This window comes from Solibacillus sp. FSL H8-0538, from assembly GCF_038003525.1.
Lineage (GTDB): Bacteria > Bacillota > Bacilli > Bacillales_A > Planococcaceae > JBBOPI01.
In genome coordinates, this window is the sequence record NZ_JBBOPI010000001.1 from 461,778 (window position 1) to 485,237 (window position 23,460).

The 23,460-nt window shown below is 39.3% G+C and carries 24 protein-coding genes; 14 read left to right on the forward strand and 10 right to left on the reverse strand.

Going from position 1 to position 23,460, the window contains the following annotated elements; all coding sequences use genetic code 11:
- Positions 1-2: 2 nt before the first annotated feature.
- The 4 genes from MHH87_RS02150 to MHH87_RS02165 are packed head-to-tail and all read left to right on the forward strand — an operon-like array spanning position 3 to position 4,542.
- Complete coding sequence (locus MHH87_RS02150; RefSeq protein ID WP_340747688.1) at positions 3-992, forward strand: ABC transporter ATP-binding protein; 990 nt, start codon at positions 3-5, stop codon at positions 990-992.
- A 16-nt stretch (positions 993-1,008) separates the two neighbouring features.
- Positions 1,009-1,959, forward strand: coding sequence for an ABC transporter permease (locus MHH87_RS02155; RefSeq protein ID WP_340747689.1), 951 nt, complete (start codon positions 1,009-1,011; stop codon positions 1,957-1,959).
- Positions 1,960-1,974: 15 nt separating this feature from the next.
- Entirely contained in the window at positions 1,975-2,895 is a 921-nt protein-coding gene (gene opp4C / locus MHH87_RS02160; protein WP_340747690.1) for an oligopeptide ABC transporter permease, read from the forward strand.
- A gap of 15 nt (positions 2,896-2,910) precedes the next feature.
- Positions 2,911-4,542, forward strand: coding sequence for an ABC transporter substrate-binding protein (locus tag MHH87_RS02165; RefSeq protein ID WP_340747691.1), 1,632 nt, complete (start codon positions 2,911-2,913; stop codon positions 4,540-4,542).
- A gap of 168 nt (positions 4,543-4,710) precedes the next feature.
- On the opposite strand, the gene MHH87_RS02170 is transcribed toward MHH87_RS02165, so the two are convergent.
- From MHH87_RS02170 to MHH87_RS02190, 5 genes are all read right to left on the reverse strand, one after another.
- Positions 4,711-5,313 carry a biotin transporter BioY gene (locus tag MHH87_RS02170; protein ID WP_340747692.1) on the reverse strand — a complete coding sequence of 201 codons (603 nt, stop codon included), beginning with the start codon at positions 5,311-5,313 and terminating at the stop codon, positions 4,711-4,713.
- A 1-nt stretch (position 5,314) separates the two neighbouring features.
- Positions 5,315-6,676 carry an adenosylmethionine--8-amino-7-oxononanoate transaminase gene (gene bioA / locus MHH87_RS02175; RefSeq protein WP_340747693.1) on the reverse strand — a complete coding sequence of 454 codons (1,362 nt, stop codon included), beginning with the start codon at positions 6,674-6,676 and terminating at the stop codon, positions 5,315-5,317.
- The gene (gene bioD / locus MHH87_RS02180; RefSeq protein WP_340747694.1) at positions 6,666-7,346 is read right to left on the reverse strand and encodes a dethiobiotin synthase; all 681 of its coding nucleotides are present in this window, start codon (positions 7,344-7,346) and stop codon (positions 6,666-6,668) included. The genes bioA and bioD overlap by 11 nt, the downstream gene beginning before the upstream one ends.
- Positions 7,347-7,616: 270 nt before the next feature.
- Positions 7,617-9,044 carry a M20 family metallopeptidase gene (locus MHH87_RS02185; RefSeq protein WP_340747695.1) on the reverse strand — a complete coding sequence of 476 codons (1,428 nt, stop codon included), beginning with the start codon at positions 9,042-9,044 and terminating at the stop codon, positions 7,617-7,619.
- Positions 9,045-9,079: 35 nt separating this feature from the next.
- Positions 9,080-10,669 (reverse strand): amidohydrolase, encoded by a 1,590-nt coding sequence (locus MHH87_RS02190; RefSeq protein WP_340747696.1) that lies wholly within the window; start codon positions 10,667-10,669, stop codon positions 9,080-9,082.
- A gap of 331 nt (positions 10,670-11,000) precedes the next feature.
- Between MHH87_RS02190 and MHH87_RS02195 the strand changes: the two genes are divergently transcribed.
- From MHH87_RS02195 to MHH87_RS02205, 3 genes are read left to right on the forward strand one after another with little or no spacing between them, the layout of a single operon-like run.
- Complete coding sequence (locus tag MHH87_RS02195) at positions 11,001-11,204, forward strand: hypothetical protein (RefSeq protein ID WP_340747697.1); 204 nt, start codon at positions 11,001-11,003, stop codon at positions 11,202-11,204.
- 53 nt (positions 11,205-11,257) lie between these two features.
- Complete coding sequence (locus MHH87_RS02200) at positions 11,258-11,410, forward strand: hypothetical protein (RefSeq protein ID WP_340747698.1); 153 nt, start codon at positions 11,258-11,260, stop codon at positions 11,408-11,410.
- Positions 11,411-11,439: 29 nt separating this feature from the next.
- Entirely contained in the window at positions 11,440-11,655 is a 216-nt protein-coding gene (locus MHH87_RS02205; RefSeq protein ID WP_340747699.1) for a hypothetical protein, read from the forward strand.
- Between the two features lie 4 nt (positions 11,656-11,659).
- On the opposite strand, the gene MHH87_RS02210 is transcribed toward MHH87_RS02205, so the two are convergent.
- Both MHH87_RS02210 and MHH87_RS02215 read right to left on the reverse strand, forming a co-directional pair.
- Positions 11,660-12,286, reverse strand: coding sequence for a LysE family translocator (locus MHH87_RS02210; protein ID WP_340747700.1), 627 nt, complete (start codon positions 12,284-12,286; stop codon positions 11,660-11,662).
- Positions 12,287-12,595: 309 nt separating this feature from the next.
- A complete protein-coding gene (locus MHH87_RS02215) occupies positions 12,596-12,796 on the reverse strand; it encodes a cold-shock protein (protein WP_340747701.1) in 201 nt (66 codons plus the stop codon).
- An 819-nt stretch (positions 12,797-13,615) separates the two neighbouring features.
- Here MHH87_RS02215 and MHH87_RS02220 point away from each other — a divergent pair.
- Genes MHH87_RS02220 through MHH87_RS02230 form a run of 3 tightly spaced genes read left to right on the forward strand, consistent with a single transcriptional unit; the run spans position 13,616 to position 14,748 of the window.
- Positions 13,616-13,993 (forward strand): group-specific protein, encoded by a 378-nt coding sequence (locus MHH87_RS02220; protein ID WP_340747702.1) that lies wholly within the window; start codon positions 13,616-13,618, stop codon positions 13,991-13,993.
- Complete coding sequence (locus MHH87_RS02225) at positions 13,974-14,519, forward strand: RNA polymerase sigma factor (RefSeq protein WP_340747703.1); 546 nt, start codon at positions 13,974-13,976, stop codon at positions 14,517-14,519. Before MHH87_RS02220 ends, MHH87_RS02225 begins: the two co-directional genes overlap by 20 nt.
- The gene (locus MHH87_RS02230) at positions 14,503-14,748 is read left to right on the forward strand and encodes a hypothetical protein (RefSeq protein ID WP_340747704.1); all 246 of its coding nucleotides are present in this window, start codon (positions 14,503-14,505) and stop codon (positions 14,746-14,748) included. Before MHH87_RS02225 ends, MHH87_RS02230 begins: the two co-directional genes overlap by 17 nt.
- Positions 14,749-15,099: 351 nt before the next feature.
- Here MHH87_RS02230 and MHH87_RS02235 read toward each other — a convergent pair whose 3' ends face one another.
- Positions 15,100-16,143, reverse strand: a complete 1,044-nt coding sequence (locus tag MHH87_RS02235; RefSeq protein WP_340747705.1) for an NAD(P)/FAD-dependent oxidoreductase — start codon at positions 16,141-16,143, stop codon at positions 15,100-15,102.
- Between the two features lie 115 nt (positions 16,144-16,258).
- Between MHH87_RS02235 and MHH87_RS02240 the strand changes: the two genes are divergently transcribed.
- The 4 genes from MHH87_RS02240 (at position 16,259) to MHH87_RS02255 (ending at position 20,169) form a co-directional block, all read left to right on the forward strand.
- Positions 16,259-17,041, forward strand: a complete 783-nt coding sequence (locus MHH87_RS02240) for an ABC transporter ATP-binding protein (protein ID WP_340747706.1) — start codon at positions 16,259-16,261, stop codon at positions 17,039-17,041.
- A gap of 198 nt (positions 17,042-17,239) precedes the next feature.
- Complete coding sequence (locus tag MHH87_RS02245) at positions 17,240-18,151, forward strand: iron-hydroxamate ABC transporter substrate-binding protein (RefSeq protein WP_340747707.1); 912 nt, start codon at positions 17,240-17,242, stop codon at positions 18,149-18,151.
- A gap of 16 nt (positions 18,152-18,167) precedes the next feature.
- A complete protein-coding gene (locus MHH87_RS02250) occupies positions 18,168-19,169 on the forward strand; it encodes a FecCD family ABC transporter permease (protein ID WP_445683113.1) in 1,002 nt (333 codons plus the stop codon).
- 34 nt (positions 19,170-19,203) lie between these two features.
- Positions 19,204-20,169, forward strand: a complete 966-nt coding sequence (locus MHH87_RS02255; RefSeq protein WP_340750856.1) for a FecCD family ABC transporter permease — start codon at positions 19,204-19,206, stop codon at positions 20,167-20,169.
- A gap of 186 nt (positions 20,170-20,355) precedes the next feature.
- Here the strand turns inward: MHH87_RS02255 and MHH87_RS02260 are convergent, their stop codons facing one another.
- Together MHH87_RS02260 and MHH87_RS02265 are read right to left on the reverse strand one after the other, a co-directional pair.
- Positions 20,356-20,478, reverse strand: a complete 123-nt coding sequence (locus MHH87_RS02260) for a hypothetical protein (protein WP_340747708.1) — start codon at positions 20,476-20,478, stop codon at positions 20,356-20,358.
- Positions 20,479-21,207: 729 nt separating this feature from the next.
- Positions 21,208-23,397, reverse strand: a complete 2,190-nt coding sequence (locus tag MHH87_RS02265) for a DNA topoisomerase III (RefSeq protein WP_340747709.1) — start codon at positions 23,395-23,397, stop codon at positions 21,208-21,210.
- Positions 23,398-23,460 lie beyond the last annotated feature (63 nt).

Sequence of the window (23,460 nt, forward strand, 5' to 3'; positions counted from 1 at the left end):
AAATGGGCGCACAACAAACAAAAGAGCCATTATTAAAAGTTGAGCATCTAAAAACATATTACCCGATCAAAAAAGGTGTTTTGTCTAAAGTAGTTGGTCAAGTAAAGGCAGTGGATGGGGTAAGCTTTGCGATTTATCCAGGGGAGACGCTAGGGCTTGTTGGAGAATCAGGCTGTGGTAAATCGACAATTGGTAAAACCATATTAGGACTTGAAACATTAACAGAGGGGCAAATTTTCTTTCAAGGACAGGATTTAGCACAACTATCCAAAAGAGAAATGAAGCCATTTCGTAAAGATTTGCAAATCATTTTTCAGGATCCGTTCTCGTCACTAAATCCGCGTAAGCGTGTGAATGATATTTTAGGAGAGGCACTACAGGTTCATAAAATTGTGGATAAACAAGAAATTCCCACAAAAATTGACGCACTTATGGAAATAGTGGGCTTACCGAAGCATTATAAAACACGCTACCCACATGAATTTTCTGGTGGGCAACGTCAGCGTATTGGGATTGCAAGGGCGCTTTGTTTAAACCCGCAGCTTATTATTTGTGACGAACCAGTATCCGCACTCGACGTATCGATTCAGGCGCAAGTGCTAAATTTATTAAAGGACTTACAAAAAGAATTAAATTTAACATACTTATTTATTGCCCACGGACTCGGTGCAGTGAAATATACATGTGATCGTATTGCCGTGATGTACTTAGGGAAAATCGTTGAAATTGCGACAACCGAGGAAATATTTAGCAATCCGAAGCATCCGTACACACAGGCATTACTGAGCGCATATCCGATTCCCAATCCACATAAACGCGGGCAGGAACGAATCGTGATTGAAGGCGATGTGCCAAGTCCAGCGAATCCGCCAAGTGGCTGTCGCTTCCATACGCGCTGTCCAATTGCAACGGCGATTTGCCGCGAGCAGGAGCCATTACTTAAATCAGATGACGAAGGACATGAAGTTGCTTGCTTCGCATTAGACCAGTAAGAAAGAGGGGGATTCAATGGTTTCGTACATTATTCGTCGGTTATTAATTGCAATACCAGTTATTATCGGTGTAACAATTTTTAATTTCATCATTATTAATTTAGCCCCTGGTAATCCAGTTGAAATGTTCATTGATCCAAATACATCAGCGGATATGATTGAGCTACGAAAAGAGCAGCTTGGTTTAAATGACCCGATGTGGCAACAATATTTGCACTGGATGGGAAATTTGCTACAAGGAAATTTAGGCTTTTCATATACAACGAATGATCCTGTAGTGGATGTTCTTTTAGCACGTATCGGCCCAACGTTTTTATTAATGGGCTTAGCGCTAATTGTTGGGCTTACAATTGCGATTCCACTTGGGATTTTAAGCGCAAAGAAACAATACAGCTTTTTAGACTACACAACAATGGGTGTATCGTTTTTCGGTATTTCCATTCCAGGCTTCTTTTTAGGGCTTGGACTAATTTACATTTTTGGACTGACACTAAACTGGTTGCCAAGTGGTGGAATGTTCACGCTCGGAAAAGAAGGGGACTTACTCGACCGCATTAAACACTTAGTATTACCAGTTATGGTACTGAGCATTTATGTCGCAGGAACGAATATTCGTTACGTTCGTGCAAGTATGCTTGAGGTATTTGGTCAAGATTATTTACGTACGGCACGTGCAAAAGGACTAAAGGAATATGTTGTCACGAATAAACATGCCTTCCGAAATGCGCTTATTCCAATCATTACAATTATCGGAATTGAAGTGCCAGCATTACTTGGCGGTGCGGTTATTACAGAGCAAATTTTCCAATGGCCAGGTATGGGACAATTAACGATTCAATCTATCATGTCGCGTGACTATCCAACATTAATGGCTATTAACTTTATGGCCGCAATAATGGTGCTTAGCGCAAACTTAATTACAGATATAGTTTACTCGGTTGCGGATCCACGCATCAAGTATGACTAAATAGGAGGACACACTATGGCTACAACAAATGTAGAGCTCCAGCAAAATGCACCAAATTCGCAGCAACCTGCTACCACGCTTTCAAAAAAGGAACAAGGCTATTTCGGCATGGTAATGAAGCGCTTCTTTAAGCATAAAATGGCCGTTTTTGGGCTCATTTCTTTTATTGCACTTACACTTATGGCAATATTTGCACCGTTTATTGCACCATATGATCCGTATGCAATGAATAGTGTTTTTGGCGGTGCACCGTCAGCGGACCATTTACTCGGGACTGATCAAATTGGGCGTGATGTACTAAGTCGCTTAATTTACGCATCACGTGTTTCACTCGTTGTTGGCATTGGAGCAGTAAGTATTTTCGTTATTATCGGTACGATTGTTGGCGCAGTGTCAGCTTATTTTGGTGGTTGGATTGACATGGTATTTATGCGCATTACCGATGTATTTATGGCATTTCCTGCATTGATGTTAATTTTAGTCATCGTAAGTATTGTTGGGCCTAGCTTAACAAACTTAATTTTGATATTAGGATTATTAGGATGGCCGGCAGTTGCAAGGCTTGTTCGAGGAAGTGTGTTATCGCTGAAGGAAATGGATTTTGTAAAGGCGGCAGTGGCGCTTGGTTATAGCACACCACGTATTTTATTTTTGCACATTCTACCTAATGCGATTGCACCGGTGCTTGTTTACGCGACTTTCGGTGTAGCGAGTACAATTTTAATGGAAGCCGCACTTAGCTTTTTAGGGCTCGGTGTACGTCCACCAACTGCAAGCTGGGGCAATATGCTGACGGATGCTCAGTCACTAACGGTTCTAACAGAAATGCCATGGTTATGGATCCCACCTGGCTTGATGATTGTCATTGCAGTATTGTCGATCAATTTTGTCGGCGATGGCCTGCGTGATGCAATGGATCCAAAGAATATGAATTAATCAGGGGGAAAACGGATGAAAAAGAGTTTACGATTTTTACTAGCTTGTATGAGTATTTTTGCTTTGCTCGCACTGGCAGCTTGTAGCAATAGCACGCCGGACTCTTCAAAAGAAAAAGAAACAACTACGAAAACAACAGCTAGTGGCGACAAAATTATGTACGTAGGGATTATGACACCACCTACACAGCTAAATCCAATTAATGCGCGTGAACTAAATACTCAAATTTTATCATCAATTCTTTTTGAAAGCTTATTCGATCTTAATGAAAATTTCGAGTTTTTACCGAAATTAGCAGATAGCATGGAAACAGAGGATAACATCAATTTCACAGTAAACTTAAATAAAGATGCGAAATGGACAGACGGCGAACCGTTTACAACAGAAGACGTGTTATTCACACTAAAAACGATGGCAAATCCAGAAGTAACAAGCCTTGGTTTACAGCCTCTTTCTGTTATTGAAGGGCTTGAAGCGAACGGTACATTAGCTGCTGGTGCAACAGAAATTGCAGGTGTCAAAGTAGTCGATGAGCACACATTTACAGTAACAACAAAAGTAGCGACTGACATAAATTACTTGAAAGAAAAATTAGGCGTAGATATTCGTTTCTTACCTGAGCATGTGTTAAAAGACGAAGATCCAGTGAACCTACACCAAAGTGAATTTATGCGCAATCCAAACGTAACAAACGGTGCCTTTACATTTGTAAAGCTTGAAGCAGATCAATATGTAGAATTCGCGGCGAATAAAGAATACTACCGCGGCACACCAAAGCTTGAAAAAATCTTCTTCAAAGTATTACCATCAACAAACTTAGTAGCACAATTACAAACGGGCGAAGTGCATATTAACCACCCAGGTGTTGGTCCAATTGCAACAGATGATTTAGAGCGCGTAAAAAACATGTCAAACGTTACTTTATTAAATGGACATGCACTTTATAGCCAAGTTGTTTATGTAAACTTAGACACAGTATCAAATGAAAAAGCACGACAAGCACTTGTTCAGGCAATGAATCGTGACCTAATTATTGAGCAAGTACAACAAGGGTTAGCAGAACCTTCAGATGGTCCATACCCAACAGGACATCCATATTCTAATAAAGAAAAAGTGTATTCTTATGACCCTGAAGCAGCAAAAGCGTTATTAGAAGAAGCAGGCTGGGATTTCGGAAAAGTATTAAACTTTGCCGTACCAACAGGGAATAAGGCACGTGAGCAAGCTGCAACAGTAATTGCAGAAAACTTAAAAGCAATCGGAGTACAAGTTGAAATTAATAAATACGATTTACCAACTGTTGTTCAAAAAGGTGCAGCAAAAGAATTCGATCTATTAATGTTAGGCTTACCATTCACATTAGATCCAGACTTAAGTGCGTACTATGCAACAGGCGCACCTTATAACTTCTCTGGCTATAGCAATCCGAAAGTAGATGAGCTATTTGCACAAGGAAAAGCAGAGGCGGACGTAGCGAAACGTCAAGATATCTATAGTGAAGTATCTAGCATCCTTCAGCAAGATCTACCAATCATCCATTTATATGCACTAACTTCACCAGGTGTTGTGTCAAATAAAGTAGTTAATGCAAAACCAACAGATTTCGGTATGTTCTACAACATCCACGAGTGGGATTTAACAGAATAGTTTTTAATAAAAAGGAAAAATAATCATATGAAAACGTTAATCTATTGCATCATTTATGCATAGATTAACGTTTTTCTTAATTTATCACGTCTATTGATGATCGACTTGATGTGTTAAAAGCAGCGACGATGACACAGGCAAAAAGACGTGAAAAATAAAATTAAACCATTAATAACCTTGTCTATAATCGTTTGCCGGTTCGGTTTGTGAGCCTCTTTTTGTTTGGATTGTTTTCAATAATGGGTATATACGTGTAGCTAATAAACTTGTAAAAATAGCAAGCGCAATGTCTATGCCTACCGTACTAAACAATCCTGCTGCAAGTACGTGTGATAGATTAGTTGGTATGTCTAGCCAAAGATTTAATGCAACGTAAAGGTAACTAACGCCAATTGTATAAATGACGGCAGTTCCAATTAAATTTGCGATAATAAAATGTTTACGTGTAGGTTGTTCGACGCTTTCAATGATGAAGCCGATCGTATAGGCACCTGCAACGAAGCCTATTAAATAACCAAACGTCGGCTGTAATATATACATAAAACCTCCGCCTTGTGTAAAGACAGGTAGTCCTGCCAAACCCACTAGGACATAAACCAATTGACTAAGTAAACCTCGCTTACTTCCTAATAAGGAACCTGCTAAAAACACAACAATAATTTGCAGTGTAAAGGGGACAATGGGTAACGGGATTTTTATAAAGGCTCCAATTGCGGACAATGCGGCAAAAATTGCAACTAGTGTAAGAGATAAGGTACGTGAGTTTTTCAAATTATTCCCATCTTTCTTTAAAAAATTGGTCGATAACTTCCTTCGTCGTTTCAATCATCCATTCGATTTCATCTTCCGAAATGACATATGGTGGCATGAAATAGATAATATTACCAAGCGGACGGATTAGGAGCCCTTTTTCTAGTGCACGCTGATAAATTTGATAACCGATGCGCTCTTCACTTGGGAATGGGGCCTTCGTGTTTTTATTCGCAACTAATTCTATTGCACCAACAAAGCCGGTTTGGCGATATTCACCTACATAAGGTAACTGACTGAATGCTTCCTGTGCTAATTTTTTTAATAATTGTTGTTTGGGTACTAACTTAGTCATTACTTCTTCTTCTTCAAAAATTGTCAATACTTCCTGTGCTACACGTAGGGCGAGTGGGTTACCTGTATAACTATGTGAATGTAAGAAAGCCTTCATCGTTCCGTAGTCGTCATAAAAGGCGTTATACACTTCATTCGTTGTCAGTACTGCAGAGAGCGGCAAGTATCCGCCTGTAATCCCTTTCGATAAACATAAAAAATCCGGTGTAATATCAGCTTGCTCGCAGGCAAATAATGATCCAGTACGACCAAAGCCAACTGCCACCTCATCTGCAATGAGATGCACATCGTATTGATCACATAATACTCTTAATTTTTCCAGAAATACTGCAGGATACATTTTCATACCTGCTGCTGCTTGAATTAACGGCTCAATAATAGCTGCAGAAATTGTGTCGGCATGTTGTTTCAATTGTTCTTCTACGTACTGTGTACAAGGTGCATTACAGGTCGTAGGTGACTCGCTAAAAGGACAGCGGAAGCAATCAGGTCCCTGTGTATGTACGACATTTAATAACAGAGGAGCATATACTTCGTTGTATAAATCAACCCCTCCAACAGACAAGGCACCGAGTGTTTCGCCATGATAGGCATTTGTAAACGCTAAAAAACGTTTTTTCTTCGGCTGATTCGTTTGGGCACGGTACTGAAAGCTCATTTTTAGGGCCACTTCAATTGCGGCGGATCCGTTATCGGCAAAAAACACTTTTTCCAAACCTTTTGGTGTCAACGCAACGAGTTTTTCTGCCACATGAATCGCAGGCATATGGGTAAAGTTTGCAAAAATTACGTGTTCCAATTTTTGCGCTTGCTCAGCTAAAGCCTTGCTAATACGTGGATTCGTATGGCCAAATAAATTGACCCACCACGATGAAACCGCATCTAAATAGCGTTTACCTTGTTTGTCATACAACCACACCCCCTTACCACGTTCTATCACGATCGGTGGAAAGGATTCATAATCTTTCATTTGTGAGCAAGGATGCCATATATGTTTAGTATCGAGGGCTTGTAGTTCTTTATATGTCATAGGTCATCAGCCTTTCAAAAATCGATTCATGATCGAAGCTTTCAATTGTACGATTCGCCTCAATGACCACGGATGGCACATTGATAAATCTATTTATTGTGTCGATATTATTTTTTTCTATTGTACGTTGTTCAAATTGGTTGAAAACAACACCTATTAAATCGATATTACGCGCCTGCAGTGCCTTGATCGATAATAAAGTATGGTTGATTGTACCAAGCTTCGTATTCGCTACGAGTATGACAGGTAGTGCGGATTTCTGGATAACATCAATTAATGTCACAGTAGTATCCGAATGAAGTGGTACATACAACCCCCCAGCTCCCTCACAAATAATCGTGTCATAGTCTCGTTTTAACTGTTCAATGGCTATTAAAAGCGTATCTTCATTAATTGTTTCTCCTTCAAGTTCAGCGGCATAATGCGGTGATGCCGCTATGGGGAAGGAGTATGTATTCAGTGCCTCTTTAGATAAAGGCTGTAAACTATATTCTAAATAGCTTGTTGTGTCATGGTAATAATAGTGACCTTTATTTTCGACTACACCAGTTTGTACAGGTTTGTATGGTATCACTTTATGTCCTTGCATTTGCAGATGACGCATGATTAATGTTGTGATAAATGTTTTTCCAACATCTGTGTCAGTACCAACTACCCAAAAATGTCTCAATGGACTCCCTCATTTACGTGTTTTTTTAAGTTAACCAACATTGTGTTAACCTATTTTAAAAATAGGTTAACACAAAAGGGGTTTTACGTAAATGAATTATTTTATAACTGAATACTGCAATCATTCAAAATCAAGTCATGCTGCTACTCTACATAATCTTTCTGCTTCAACACGAGTTAAATAGTTGAGTGAACCATGTATTTGTTTGCGATTGTGGCAGATTCAAAAAAATGCATTGCATCCTTAAACGAAAGGGTGCAATGCATTTTTTTATAGTTCAACTTTTGGTTTTTGATAAAGGTCGTAAAAATTATAACCAGGATCAAGTGGTGACATGTATGGATCGCTATCAGTACGGTCAGCTAATTCTTGTTTCGCTTGCTCAATAACTTCTGGGTTCAGTAGTGCCGCAATGGCTGTTGCCGCAATCACTTTTCCAGCGTGCAGTGTTGCTTTATGCGCTTGAGACGTACGCCCAACTGACACGGCTTGCCACGTATGTGCAGGTGTTCCAACTACCCAAGTAGCTGTGTTGCACTGTGCAGTAGGAACTTTCCAGCTAACATCGCCAACATCTGTGGAACCAAACATAATAGCGTTCGTTTCTTCAAATGGCTCAAGAATGTCTGAAATGGCTTTTCCTTGTAACGCTTTAATGCCATTAATATCTGACTGCAATTCTTGCTCAGTTAGTGTAGCCTGTAACTTCTCCGCGAAATCTTGCTCCTTATCATCAAAAGTAGGAACGCCTAGTGCTTCGAATTGCTCGAACATTAATTTTTGTAATGTTGTATTTGGTACAAGGTCAGATAATCCACTTACACGAGGTATAATGGCTGTTGTACCTGTCATTAAAGCGGCCCCTCGAGCGACATTATTAACGCGTTCCATAATTTCACGTGCTTGTTTCACACGCGGTGCACGAATATAGTAAAATACTTCAGCTTCGGGTTGTACAACGTTTGGTGAGAAGCCGCCTGCATTTGTAATCGCATAGTGAATACGCGCTTCTTGGATGACATGCTCGCGTAAATAGTTGACGCCAACATTCATTAATTCAACTGCATCAAGAGCACTGCGCCCAAGATGAGGACTAGCTGCTGCGTGTGCGCTCGTTCCTTCGAAGCGGTAAGAGCCACCTAAGCATGCAAGAGAGCCTTCTGTCCATATTTTATTATGTGAGCTTGGATGCCATGTAAGAGCTAAATCTACATCGTCAAAATAACCATCGCGTACAAGATGCGTTTTACCTGCGCCAGCTTCTTCAGCAGGGCAGCCGTAATAACGAATCGTCCCAGCGATATTATTTTCTTCCATATAGTAACGAAGAGCAACCGCAGCCGCAAGTGCACCAGAGCCAAGTAAATTATGCCCGCAACCATGACCGTTTTCATCTCCAGGAATCGCTTTTTTCTCTGTACTACCAGGTACTTGGCTTAGGCCAGATAACGCATCAAACTCTCCTAAAATTGCAACAATCGGAGTGCCGCTACCATAGCTTCCGATAAACGCCGTATTCATGCCTCCAACAGTACGTTCAACGTGAAAGCCTTCTTTTTCTAGTGCAGCGCAAAGAATTTCTGCAGATTTTTCTTCTCTAAAGCCAAGTTCAGGATGATCCCAAACACCGTCACTTACCTCAATAATAGCATCACGTTTTTCTTCAATAATTGCTGAAAGTCTTTCAGTATAACTCATTTAAATTCGCCCCTTTGTGAGTAAATAGTTATCAATTATTGTGCTATAGCTGTTTCTTTCTCAAAAACAAGCTCGCCTTTGTAATACGTTTGCTGTACTGATAGTTCGCCAAGCTTTTCTGGTGCAACGGCAAAAATGTCATCACTGAGCACGACAAAGTCAGCTGCATGCCCGATTTCAAGTGAACCGATACCTTTAATTAATGTAGGGATTTGTGCATATTTCGTGTAGCAATATAATGATTCTTCCACGCTTACCGCATGTTGTTTTCCTGTTGATGTTCCTTCGTAAGCAGTCCGTGTTACTGCAGATTGAATCGAAATGAATGGGTCAACTGGATCAGCCCAAGCTGTAGCAGGTGCATCCGAAGAAAAGACTGTAGTCATACCGGAAGCAAGCATGTCATCGAATAAATACGTTTCTTCTGTAGGCGCTTGCCCTAAGTTAAGAATATAGCTTTCAATTTCAGCGAACATAAAAATTGGCTGAGTTACGACGGCAATATTAAGCTCTTTAGCGCGTTGCATTTGTTCTTTAGACATAAAAGTTGCATGCTCCAAACGTACAGAAGGTCCATTTTCTAGCCAAGGTGTTAATTTTGCAGCTTCCTCGAGTACCATATCAAGTGCGATATCACCCATTGCATGAACCGAAAGCTGAATGTGTAATTCTTGTGCTTTTTGTAGCGCTTGAACAAGCTCCTCATTCGTTTGCACGATAACACCTTTATTACTCGTGTTGAAATAGCTTTCACTAACAGCTGCTGATTGACCTGATACGCTACCGTCCATAAATATTTTCAACCCAGCAATATAGATTTGCTCGCTGCTATCTGTTTGTAGTGAGTCTGTTGTCGCATCCAGCATTTGCTGCCATTCAACGTAAAGACCTGTACGGTGACGATAGCCGCGTTTTTCCGCCTCTTTATATAAGTCAAAATAATTCATTGGTTCATTCAATGCCAGCATTTCTGAAACGGTCGTAATCCCTTTAGAAAATAGTAAATCACCGAGTTGTACAAGTTTTTCTGCTTCTTCTGCAATTGACGGCGTGGGCATTTTTTCAATAAAGAAATCACGTGCTGTTTCTATAATAACACCAGTTGCTTCACCGTTTTCATCGCGTTCAATAATGCCGCCTGGTGGGTTTGGTGTATCTTTTGTTACGTTAGCAATTTCCAGCGCGCGGCTATTCACGATCATAATGTGGCCACATGCACGGCGAAGTGCAACCGGTAACTCTGTACAGGCTTTATCTAAATCCCACCGAGTTGGCGTGCGGCCTTCAGCAAGTTTACCTTCCTCGTAGCCCCATCCAGTGAGCCAGCCATCTGTTGTTTTTTCAGCGACTGTGCGTACTTCATTAATTAAGTCCTCAATACTTGTTACATCTGGTGCAGAACATTTTACCCCAAGTGCCGCATTTGCTAAAAATAAAGGGTGTAAATGTGCATCAATAATACCTGGAATGACACATTGTCCATTTAAATTGACGGCTTCCGTTGATTCCTTTGGTGATGCATTAATTGCCTGAATAACCCCATTGTCAACCGTAATGGACTCCACAAAAGGTTGATTTTTGTTGGCTGTAAAAATTTTTCCGTTATAATAAGTTACTGCAGTCATCATAATCCCCCTATAGTCTAAAATAAATCCTATAATTCCATAAGCAATAAATATGCCAACTTAATACCTTTTTAATAAATGAAGAATTCCGCGTTTTATTTTTAAAAGCACCGAGTAATATGTAAAATTTTTTTTACAAAACATATAATTTTTACTTTTTAGGTGATGTATTTATTTGGTGATGCTTTTTTTCATCACCGTTGATGGAGGGATTTTGGATTTCTAAAACAATGTAAAACGAAGGTAAAAAAACTTGTCGATATCGGAGGCGGTCATATATGTAGTAGCGCAGGCGTACCTATACAATTAAATTTGAAGGATGCAAGTAAAGTTGCTAAAAGTGCAAGTAAACCAAGAAATATTGCAAGTAAAAGAGCAGAGTTTGCAAGTAAATGGAGCTATCTTGCAAGTAAAAAAGTTGGGTGCAAGTAAAGCTGCTAAAAGTGCAAGTAAACCAAGAAATGTTGCAAGTAAAAGAGTAGAGTTTGCAAGTAAATGGAGCTATCTTGCAAGTAAAAAAGAAGGATGCAAGTAAAGCTGCAAAAAGTGCAAGTAAATTAAGAAATGTTGCAAGTAAAAGAGTAGAGTTTGCAAGTAAATGGAGCTATCTTACAAGTAAATAAGAAGGGTGCAAGTAAAGCTGCAAAAAGTGCAAGTAAACCAAGAAATGTTGCAAGTAAAAGAGCAGAGTTTGCAAGTAAATGGAGCTATCTTGCAAGTAAAAAAGTTGGGTGCAAGTAAAGCTGCAAAAAGTGCAAGTAAATTAATAAATGTTGCAAGTAAAAGAGCAGAGTTTGCAAGTAAATGGAGCTATCTTGCAAGTAAAAAAGAAGGATGCAAGTAAAGCTGCAAAAAGTGCAAGTAAATTAAGAAATGTTGCAAGTAAAAGAGCAGAGTTTGCAAGTAAATTTAGTTTTCTTCCAAGTAAACCAAGCTTTCCTACAAATAAAAAAGCAAGAGAATCATTTAAGAATCCCTTACCTTAGTCTTTTACAAACCCCCGATAAACACGTAGCCTGTGAAGTATAAAAATAGGAAGCCTGATAGCAGCGAGAAGACACGCATCGTTTTGGCGCCGAAAAATTTTCCGCCGACACTACTTAAGTAGGCGAGGGTGAAGCCCCAAATGACAGAAATCGTTAAAAAGCCCAGTAAAAATGGTGTTACAGCTTCCATAGAAGAATCGCCGACTGTTGATGCAACAACGCTACCACCAACTGTTGCAAACCATAAAAGTCCAGTAGGGGAAGAAAGCACAAGACCAATGCCAGTTAAAAACTGCTTAAAATTGGATCTATCTTTTAATACGCCGCTATTTAAATCCATTTCTTTCGGCTTCCATGCATCGCGGAAGGATTGCACTGTTAGCCATAATAAAATGATTGTCCCTGCAATCCATAGTATGTTTTGAAAAAATGGATTTGATTGTAGTAGCGCGGCAATGCCAACAACGGAAAGAATCGCATACGTCATATCACCAACTGTTGATCCAATCGCGTAATAAAGTGCTGGAACAAAGCCCTTTATTATCCCTGTTCGAATTAATGCGAGATTGCCTGTCCCGATTTCTAATACAAGCGACATCCCGAGTAAAAACCCTGCCATATATAAAGCCATTTCGTAATCATCCTTTTAACATAATAAAATACCGCTCAACTTTTTGGCGGATGGGAATGTAATATTTGCTACAAATGCTGTAGAAGTAAGTTAAGTTCAGTAGAACAATAGCAACTCATTGTATCGAATAGGGAAGGATGAAATCAAGGAAAAAGTATTTTGATATAATAATTTGGATGATTCTTAATTTAAAGAAAACAAGAGGGGGTGTAGCGTCCAGTAAATCAGGGGAGAAAAAGACGCAAAAAAAGAGGCATCCATAAAGGATGCCTCTTTTGCGCCTAAGTATTTTAACTTAATTCCTAAGAATTAAAGTTTAGTTACGTTAGTAGCTTGTGGTCCACGGTTACCGTCTTCAACTTCAAATTCAACTTTTTGACCTTCGTCAAGTGATTTGAAACCTTCGCCTTGGATAGCTGAGAAGTGTACGAACACGTCGTTACCGCCTTCAACTTCGATAAATCCAAAACCTTTTTCTGAGTTAAACCATTTTACTGTACCTTGTTCCATGTGAGAAAACCTCCAAAAAATAAAATTAATCCAATTCCTTCAGTGATGTAAAAATTCACATATTAGAAAAGCGAGCGAACACGTTCACTTTTTTAATATGTGAATTCATTGTTTACGGTGAAGCAATTTAATTATTAACCTAATTGTATAACAGTTTCCCCAATATGTCCAGTTAAATACTTAAATAAATTCAATGAAATAAAAAAATAAGAAATGCAATGATATCAAGGGTTTGTAAGGTCAAAAAAATAAAGTATTCTCACTTTAATTAATCGAATTTTTAAAAAATATTTTTTCGTGGATAAGAAAATATAGCTTTTCCACCCATATAAGGAAGGACATCAACGCGCACTATTTTGGCCGAGTTTAGTCATTCTAAATTTTTTGGTAAAAATAACTTGGATAAATAATAGGTGAACAGGATCGGGTTGAAAAATTAAAAGACCAGCTAACAAAAAACATTTCGGAGTATATGTGGATAACGGATGAATGACCGCAAACGCGAAATTCCATACTAATAGAAGAAACGCATTTTTCTCATAGTAGGAAGGTACGTTTTTTGTGTTCATCCACAACGTTATCCACCTATCCACGTAGCAATCGGTATTAATATCAGAAAAATAAGAAGTTTTACACATTATTCACAATGAGCGGTGTATAACTCCGACTTTGCATAGGCAATTGTGTATAACTAATTCGACACGCTCGCTACTAGCGAAAAACTTATCCCCACTTTCTGAGAAGTTAAAAATAAATTGAACTTTTTGCTTCATTCATTTGTATAGTTAATAAATATACAAAATACGGAAGGTGATTCATGTGGATATTGGTTGGAAGATTTCATTAATTGTTTCAGGTGTGTTTATGCTAATTATTTTGGCAATAATGATTCCGTTAGACCGCAAGTATATAATACGTGAAAATCGCAAAATAAATTATAAAAAGACGACAATTTATCTACGCTGGAACGTGTTTGATACACTGACGTTAGTGTTAGCAATTTATACAATTGTCTGTGTGCAAGCTTTAAATATGCTACTGTCATCTGGACAAACGATTGAAAATCCGTACGTCCAGTTTTTCACGAACCAGTCTCAAGCCTGGGTCATTGTCATTGTAGTCTATTTCGTGTCCCGTGTTTCGATGACGTTAAAGTCGATTAAAGCTCACTGGGGGGATGAGCTTGATCAGGACTAATGAATACAATATGAAAGCTTATCAGGCAGGGGATATTGAGGCATTTGAGCGCCTTTATGAGCGAATGCAAAAGCCTTTATTCTCTTTTTTATTCCGCTACACGCGTGATGAACAGCTTAGCATTGATATTGTACAAGATACATTTGAACGTGTGCAGCTGACAAAAGACCGCTATGATGAAAGTAAGGGAACAGTAAAGTCCTACTTGTTTCAAATTGCTTATCGGCTCATGATTAATAAATTGAATCGCCGCAAAAAATGGCAAACTATTTTCCCATTTTTGACGCCCATTGCAAGAGTCCGTTTATCCATTGATGATACACTAACAATACAGTGCGCCATTACTCAATTACCGGATAAGCAACGAGCCGTGATTTTACTTGCCTATTATGACGACTTGCCGCAGAATGAAATTTCGCAGATTTTATCCATTCCGGTAGGCACAGTCAAATCTCGCTTACATACCGCAATGGCGGCCTTAAAAGAAGCGTTAAAGGAGGAATTCCGTGATGAAGGAAGACATTAAAAAAGATAAGGCTCTGATGCAACACCTAGAGCAGTATAAAGTGGAAGTCCCAGCGTTCACCTCAAAAACGAAAAAAACGAGCTGGAATCGCTTTATTCACTATTTGGCTTCCCCTACCAAGGATCCTCTAGAACAGCTCTCGACTAGTTCTGCGGGCTACATATCTTTAAAAGTCGTGCCATTAGTAGCAGCGTTTGTAATCACAGTTATACAAGTGTTGTTACACTAACATATTGAGTTGAGCCATTTCCGTTTGGTGGAGATGGCTTTTTACATGGGGATAAATCCAGTATTTATTCGAGTTATCCACTTTTCCACAATGAGCCTGTGTATAAGTTTTCAGAAAATAAAGAAATTTGACGATTTTTGCGGAAGTAAGCTGTATATAAGAGGGGATTTTGTAGAAAAAGCGTAAACTTAATAAAGTTACTCACAACCCACTTTTTTAGTGGATAAGAAAGTATTATTTCCCCATCCACATAAGTAAGGACATCAACACGTATTGTAGTTTTATTAGGAAAGCCCACTTACTAATAAATAGCAAGAGGTAGTGACATGAATTCACTACCTCTTGATGGTTTTAGAGCATTTTAACTAATTTTTCTTGTAGGAGCTCTTTATTTCTTTCTTTAAATACATCATTATGTGAAGAAACCATTGCATGTTCATAAGCAGAGGGTTCGAGGTATTTTTTTACACTGTTTACTGCGTTGACCGCATCTTGAAATGCCCCAACGAGTAAGTTGATTTTACCCTCGTAAGAAATAATGTCTCCAGCAGCAAACAGACCATCTACCGATAATTTTCCTCTTCCTGTACCGACATAATAATAGTCGTCTTTTAGTTTAGGTTGCAAATCGGCCGCGAATTCAAATGAGCTTTCACGATTGTAGCCGTGATTGATTAACACATCATCAACAGCGATCGTAACTTTTTCATAACCAGTTTCTATAACAACTTCTTTAATACATGTTCTTTCGTTATTTGCAACGAGTGACTGAATTGAAGCATTTAAAAAAATTTGACCGCCACCTTTTATAAACGCCTGGACCTGTGCTTCATGCGCTGAAAGTTGTTCTTTCCGGTAAATGACCTTTACGGAGGCAGCTACCTCTAATAGTTCGACAGCCCAATCAATTGCTGCATTTCCACCACCAGAGATCAGTATATGTTTACCACTAAATCGTTCTAAGTGTTGAACGGTATAGTGGAGATTCGTCATTTCAAATTTTTCTGCCCCTTGAATATCTAGTTTAATAGGCGAAATAATACCGCCACCGTTAGCTAAAATAACGGCCTTCGATACATGTTTCATACCTGAGTTGGTCGTAATAACAAAAAGACCGTCAATCTTCTCAATGTATTCTACCTTTGTATTTAGGCAAACGGTAGGATCAAAGGTCAAACCTTGTTGAACTAATTCTTTTACAAAATCTTGTCCTAATGTAGGGCGCATGCCACCGACATCCCAAATCATTTTTTCGGGGTAAATCTGCACTTTACCACCTAACTTCGGTTGGAATTCGATAATTTTCGTTTTCATGCCACGTAAGCCACTATAGAACGAACTATAAAGACCAGCTGGACCGCCCCCAACAATCGTTATATCGTAAATATTCTGCATTTCAATAACCCCCATAATTTATATTGACTTTTTAAAAAGAAAGGATAATAATATTGTTTGTTAAGTATAACTGAAAACGATTATCATTATCAAGTTTTTCGAAGGAAGTGACAGTATGGGGCGTTTGGTCATTGAGAATGTACAAGTCGGATATGAGCAACAAACAATCGTTCAAAATTTAACCATCCAAATTCCAAATGGAAAGATAACAACGATTATTGGTGCGAACGGATGTGGCAAATCTACACTCCTAAAAGCGATGACACGGATTATCCCTTATAAAAAGGGGAGTATTTTACTTGATGGTGAAGAAATTTATTTAACCAATACAAAGGAATTAGCTAAAAAAATGGCTATTTTACCGCAAACTCAAGATAGCGGCGCGGGGCTATTAGTTGAAGAATTGGTTTCTTATGGACGTTTTCCGTATCAAAAAGGCTTTGGTCAACTAACGAAAGAAGATAGAGAAATCATTAACTGGGCACTTGATGTTACAAATACAGCAGCGTTTCGTGAAAAAGCGGTAGATGAATTGTCTGGTGGCCAACGACAACGTGTTTGGATTGCCATGGCACTCGTACAGGACACGGAAATTATTTTCCTAGATGAGCCAACCACATATTTAGATTTAGCACATCAGCTAGAAATATTGACGCTATTACAAAAGCTGAATGAAACAGAAAAACGCACAATTGTAATGGTCTTACATGATTTGAACCATGCTGCACGTTTTTCAGATTTTATGGTAGCTTTGTCGAAAGGGAATTTAATCTGTAGTGGCACGCCAGAAGAGGTCATGACCGAAAATGTATTAAAAGAAGTTTTTAACATCGATGCTTATATTGGTGTAGATCCAAGAACAAGTAAACCAATTTGTCTAACGTACGATTTGATTTAATGGCGTTATTAAAGGCTACTGTTAGTTTTTTAAGCAAGACAGCAATCACGCTAAGCGAACTGTATGGCGTTCTACATGGTTCGTTCTCGCGCTTTAGGCAAGGCGCGATTGCAAGAAGTTTTGCATTTTTATTTATCACATCTAAATATCAACAATGAAATAAAACAGAGCCAATATAATTAAGGGAGAGAATGAATAATGAAAAAATGGATGTTATTGATGGTAGCAGCACTGATGCTCGTTTTAGCTGCATGCAGTGAGAAAGAAGAATCTACAGAAAACAAAGAGGCACAAACGGTTACATATGAATCTGAAACGGGTCCTGTCGAGGTTCCAGCAAATCCACAACGTGTAGTAGTATTATCCTCATATGCAGGAGATTTAATTAAATTAGGCGTGAATATTGTAGGCGTTGACGCTTGGTCAGCAGGAAACCCAAACTTTACTGAAGAACTAAAAGATGCAGAAGTTGTAACTAATGAAGATTTAGAAAAAATTATTGAACTTGAGCCAGACTTAATTATTGGGTTAAACAATATTGAAAATGCAGATAAACTAAAGGAAATCGCACCGACTGTTCTTTTCACTTATGGTGGCGTAGATTATCTACAGCAACATATTGAGGTAGGTAAAGCAGTAAATAAAGAAAAAGAAGCAACTGCCTGGGTAGAAGATTTTAAAGCACGTGCGCAAGGAATAGGTGAAAAAATTAAGGCTGAAATTGGTGAAGAAGCAACGATTACTGTAGCTGAAAACTATGATAAACAAATATATCTTTTCGGAGATAACTGGGGTCGTGGAACAGAGATTTTATATCAAGAAATGGGCTTGAAAATGCCACAACAAGTAATTGATGTCGCATTGGAGCCGGGTTACTTTGCCATTTCTCAAGAAGTGTTAGGAGACTATGTGGGTGATTATTTATTACTTAACTTAATTACTGAAGGGCAAGATACAACATTTACAGATTCTACTTGGTATAACGAAATTGATGCGGTAAAAAATGGTCAAGTATTTGAAGCGAACGGTGCCACATTCTACTTTAATGATGCTTTTTCACTAGATTATCAATTAGATTTCTTTGAAAACGCATTTTTAGGCACTAATTAAGGAGAGTAGAATGGTGATGATGTACACACTAAAAAGTTCATTTTTCATTAAAATGCTCATAGCGTTTAGTGTGCTCTTGCTAATAATTTTAATAGCGGTAGGCTTTGGAGCCGCTAATACAACAATAAAAGATGTGTGTGAGGCAATTATTGGCCAATCAGGTGGGGAATATTATGATGTGTTAAGAGAGATTCGTTTTCCACGTGTGCTCGCTGCCTTCTTTGTGGGAAGTGCACTAGCGGTTGCGGGTACTATCATGCAAGGAATGACAAGAAATCCTTTAGCAGATCCAGGATTACTGGGCTTAACGTCTGGTGCAAACTTAGCATTGGCCATTACGTTAGCTTTTGTTCCAACTACGCCTTATATTTTCATGATTGCCGCTTGTTTTGTAGGGGCGGCAATTGGGATGATCATTGTATTTGGAATCGGTACCTCATCTAAAAACGGCTTATCTCCGCTAAAACTTGTTTTAGCTGGAGCAGCCGTTTCGTTGTTTTTACAAGCAATTGCAGACGGTATAGGCATAGTCTTTAAACTTTCGAAAAATATTTCAATGTGGACTGCAGGTGGGCTAATTGGTACAACATGGGATGCGCTTATTGTGGTTCCGGTAATTGGCGTTGCGCTTTTCCTAGCCTTGTTTTTTGGTCGTCAGCTTACGATTTTAAGTTTAAATGAAGAATTAGCAGTTGGACTTGGGCAAAATGTGAAAAGGACTCGACTATTATTGATGGTACTTATTGTTGTTTTAGCAGGTTCTGCTGTTGCACTTGTCGGAAATTTATCATTTGTGGGCTTAATCATTCCACATATTGTGCGTAGATTAGTTGGCAGTGATTACCGCTTCATTTTACCAATGAGTATATTAGCGGGCGGCATCTTTATGATTTTTGCAGATTTTTTGAGTCGAATGATTAACTCTCCCTTTGAGACACCCGTTGTAGCATTAGTATCCTTAATCGGCTTACCATTTTTCCTATTCTTAGTGAAAAAAGGGGGACGCCGTTTTGTCTAATAAGCGAAAAAAACAACTACGTATCGCCTACTCAATGATGGGATTGATCGCATTTCTCGTTTTCATTTGCGGGATTTCTATCGGCGCGTCATCCGTATCAATTGATCGAATCCTTCCAACTTTATTCGGGAATGGTACGTTCAAAGAGGAATTTATTTTATTTACTGTACGCTTACCTAGAGTCCTTCTATTAAGTTTGGCAGGGATGTGTCTTGCTTTGGCAGGATCGATTCTTCAAACGTTAACAAAAAATGATTTAGCGGACCCTGGAATTATTGGCATAAATGCAGGAGCAGGGGTAGGAATCACCATCTTTTATTTACTGATGGATGGAGGATTGACGCACTTTGCTTATATTCTTCCTGCTGTCGGATTTTTGAGTGCGATTGTAACGGCTGCTGTCATTTACTTCTTTGCTTACGACAAGGAGCATGGCATTCAACCAGTCAATTTAGTCTTGATCGGGGTAGGGTTTGCGTCAGCATTATCTGGCCTCATGATGTTATTAATTTCATCCGCAGATCGCGCGGATGTCCAATTCGTCGCCCAATGGTTAGCAGGTTCTATTTGGGGTGCAGATTGGCCGTTTATTTGGGCATTACTCCCGTGGCTCGTCATTGCGTTGCCGATTATAGGCCGTAAGACAAAAACGCTAAATATTCTCGCTTTAAATGAAGCAACTGCTAAAGGATTAGGGGTATACCTCAAAAAAGAACGGGCAATTTTACTGACAATCGCGGTTGCATTAGCGGCAGCGGCTGTGTCTGTTACGGGTAGCCTAAGCTTTATTGGATTAATTGCACCGCATATTGCCAAAAAATTAGTGGGTGCGAGCCATCAACGCTTTATCTGGCTGTCCATGCTGATTGGGGCAACATTCCTTGTTTTAGCAGATACAATCGGTCGTGTTGTTTACAGTGAGGCAACGATCCCAACAGGAATTGTAGTGGCAGTGATTGGCGCACCGTATTTTATTTATTTGCTTAAGAAGGCGGATTAAAGCATTCACTAGAATGAAAAAGAGTAATAGAAAATCCTGCACAGAAAGGTTCATGTGCAGGATTTTTAATTGCTAGAATGATGTTGTGACAGAAGGAGTGAAAACACGCTTTTTATTGGACTAGTTGATGATGTGGTCAAGAAATTCCCATAAAAAAACGACCCGCAATTACGGGCCATCTGTAAATTATTTTGTATAAGAAAGAACCGCTGTTTGTGTAGTTTTTGCTAAAGCTGCAGTAGCTTCAGCTTTGTTGCTATATTCAAACATACGAACTGAATCTTGCTCAAAAATTGTAATTACCCACATTGTAAAAGTCCCCTTTTTGTATCCATATTTGTTATATAACAACCGAAGTTATTTTGTTGTTATGTATTATTTGTTGTATATCAGTTATGAGTCTTATTCTACTCCGATTTTTTTAAAAGAAAAGGGGTTTGTGCACACATTCACAAATCGTTCAATAATTGACGGATGTTTGTGAATGTTATGTGAATACGCACGTTTAAGTGAGTAATTCTACTGCGTTAATTGGGTAGTATCTTGAAATAAATATTTCTACCTGTACTAAGGTTGGCTGCGCTAAATAGCGAATCTTTTTTTACTGAAATAAGGTGTTTACTTTTTAAAGTTCAATTGCTGTCAATGTAGGAGAGGGATTATGGATGGAGAATCAGGGCTTTCTTTATTTGAAAGCACAATAGCTAAAAAGCCAATCCTCTACGTTTTGGGATTGGCTTCTTGCTTGGTAGATAAGTAAGGACAGCATCTCGCCCTATTTTGGGCGAGATGTGTCTTTCTAATTGTTAAGGAGATTATAAAACTTCGCCATGTGGATAACATTCAAATAAGTAAATGCTACGTCTAGGCTAAAGCGCCAGCCCCTCGAGGTCGCGGTCTGCCCTCGGGCGAAAGTGGTGGAGCGTTTACTTTCGCTTCGGGCTCGCAAGCAGCTGTCGGGGCTAAACAGGCGCTTTAGCGCATTTGTTCTTCAAATGTATCTATCACACGATTTGAGGCAGATTGGTTCTATAATAGTTAATCAAACTTCATCCCTTTTAATAAATCCGCAAAGGCATTATTAATCGGTTCTTCTTCTTTCTCTTGCTGCTTCAAATACTTCTGCACAGATTTTTTATCCACTTTGCCGCCGCCTTCTTTTTTACGGCGAGCTTCAAAAGCAGATAATTTCTCACGATAGCCACATTTACATACAAAGATTTGACCATCGCCTTCACCGCGAAGTTCTAGTTTTTTCTTACATTGTGGGCAGCGGGCGTTTGTGACGCGGGCTACGTTTTTACGGTGTCCACATTCGCGGTCTTGGCACACAAGCATTTTGCCTTTTTTGCCGTTCACTTCAAGCATTGGTTTACCACAGTCGGGACAAGACTTTGTGGAAATGTTGTCATGTTTGTATTTTTTATCGCTACCTTTTATTTCAGCAACGATTTCTTTTGTATGACGTTTCATTTCATTAATGAATGCTTCTTTTTTCAGCTTGCCATTCGCGATTTGCTCGAGCTTCATTTCCCACTCCGCTGTTGTCGCAGGGGATTTCAATTCATCCGGTACTAAATCAAGCAGCTGGCGACCTTTTGACGTAATGTGAATGTCTTTGCCACGCTTTTCGATGAGGAATGAGTTAAACAGCTTGTCGATAATATCAGCACGTGTTGCAACGGTTCCAAGTCCGCCTGTTGATTTTAAAGTTTCCGCTAGTTTTTTATCGCCCGTACCCATATACTTCGTCGGGTTTTCCATCGCAGAAAGTAACGTTGCTTCTGTAAAGCGTGCAGGTGGCTTTGTTTGGCCGGATGTTTGCGCGATTAGTTTCACGTCCAGTACATCGCCCTTATCAATGCGTGGTAAAATTTGCTCTTTTAAATCATCCGCCGCATCATCATCTTCAAAGCGGTTTTCGTAAACTTCTTTCCAGCCCGAAGCTAAAATCGTTTTGCCGCGTGCAACAAAGTTTTCATCGCCAATTTTTGCACGAAGCGTCAATTGCTCGTACTCGAAAGCAGGGAATAGCACAGCTAAGAAGCGTTTTACAACAAGGTCATAAATTTTACGCTCTTTATCGGTCATCGCTGAGAAGTTCACGTAGCCTTCTGTTGGAATGATGGCATGGTGATCACTTACTTTGCTATCGTCCACAAATGATTTCGACGTTTTAATCGGTTTTGCTAACACCTTATTTGCCAGTGTGCGGTATTCACCAACTGCACAAGCTTTCAGGCGTTCTGGTAGTGTTGGGACAATATCCTGCGAAATGAAACGAGAATCAGTACGCGGATATGTTAAAACTTTGTGCTGCTCATATAATTTTTGCATAATGTTTAATGTTTCTTTTGCCGAGTAGCCAAAGATTTTATTGGCATCACGTTGAAGCTCCGTTAAATCATAAAGACCAGGGGAGAACGTTTTCTTCGGTTTCTTTTCGATTTCTGTAACAGTCGCATTGCCATTACCTAATTTCTTCACGATGGCATCAATTTTTTCTTTTTCGAAGCTGCGGCCATTGCCTTTTGCATCTTGCCACGTTAATTTCAGTTTGTCGGCTGTTTGTGCTTCAATGCCGTAATATGTTTGCGCTTTGAAGGTTTTAATTTCGTCTTCGCGTGCGGCAATTATGGCAACTGTTGGCGTTTGAACACGGCCGCAGTTCAGCTGTGCATTATAACGTGTAGTTAGTGCACGAGTTGCGTTCAGCCCGATATACCAGTCCGCCTCCGAACGAGCGACGGCTGCATGGTAAAGGTTTTCATATGCTTTACCGGGTTTTAAGTTCGCGAAGCCATCTTTAATCGCTTTGTCTGTTACAGATGAAATCCATAGGCGTTTAATCGGTTTATTTACTTTTGCCTTTTCAATAATCCAGCGGGCAACAAGTTCACCCTCACGACCCGCATCCGTTGCGATAATAATTTCATTCACATCACCACGCGTTAATACGGATTTCACGGCATTATATTGCTTGCCTGTTTGTTTAATCACTGTTAAATTCATGCGCTCTGGTAACATCGGCAAATCTTCTAAATTCCACGTTTTATATTTTACGTCATAACTTTCAGGGTCCGCTAATGTAACGAGGTGACCTAGCGCCCAAGTGACAATATATTTATCTCCCTCAAGGAAGCCGTTTCCTTTTTTTGTACATTTCAATACATTTGCAATATCTCTTGCTACTGATGGTTTCTCAGCAATTACTATACTTTTTGCCATAAATAAAACACCCTTTCGTTAGCCATATTATAAATATAGCACATCAGGGTGGTCGTTACAGTT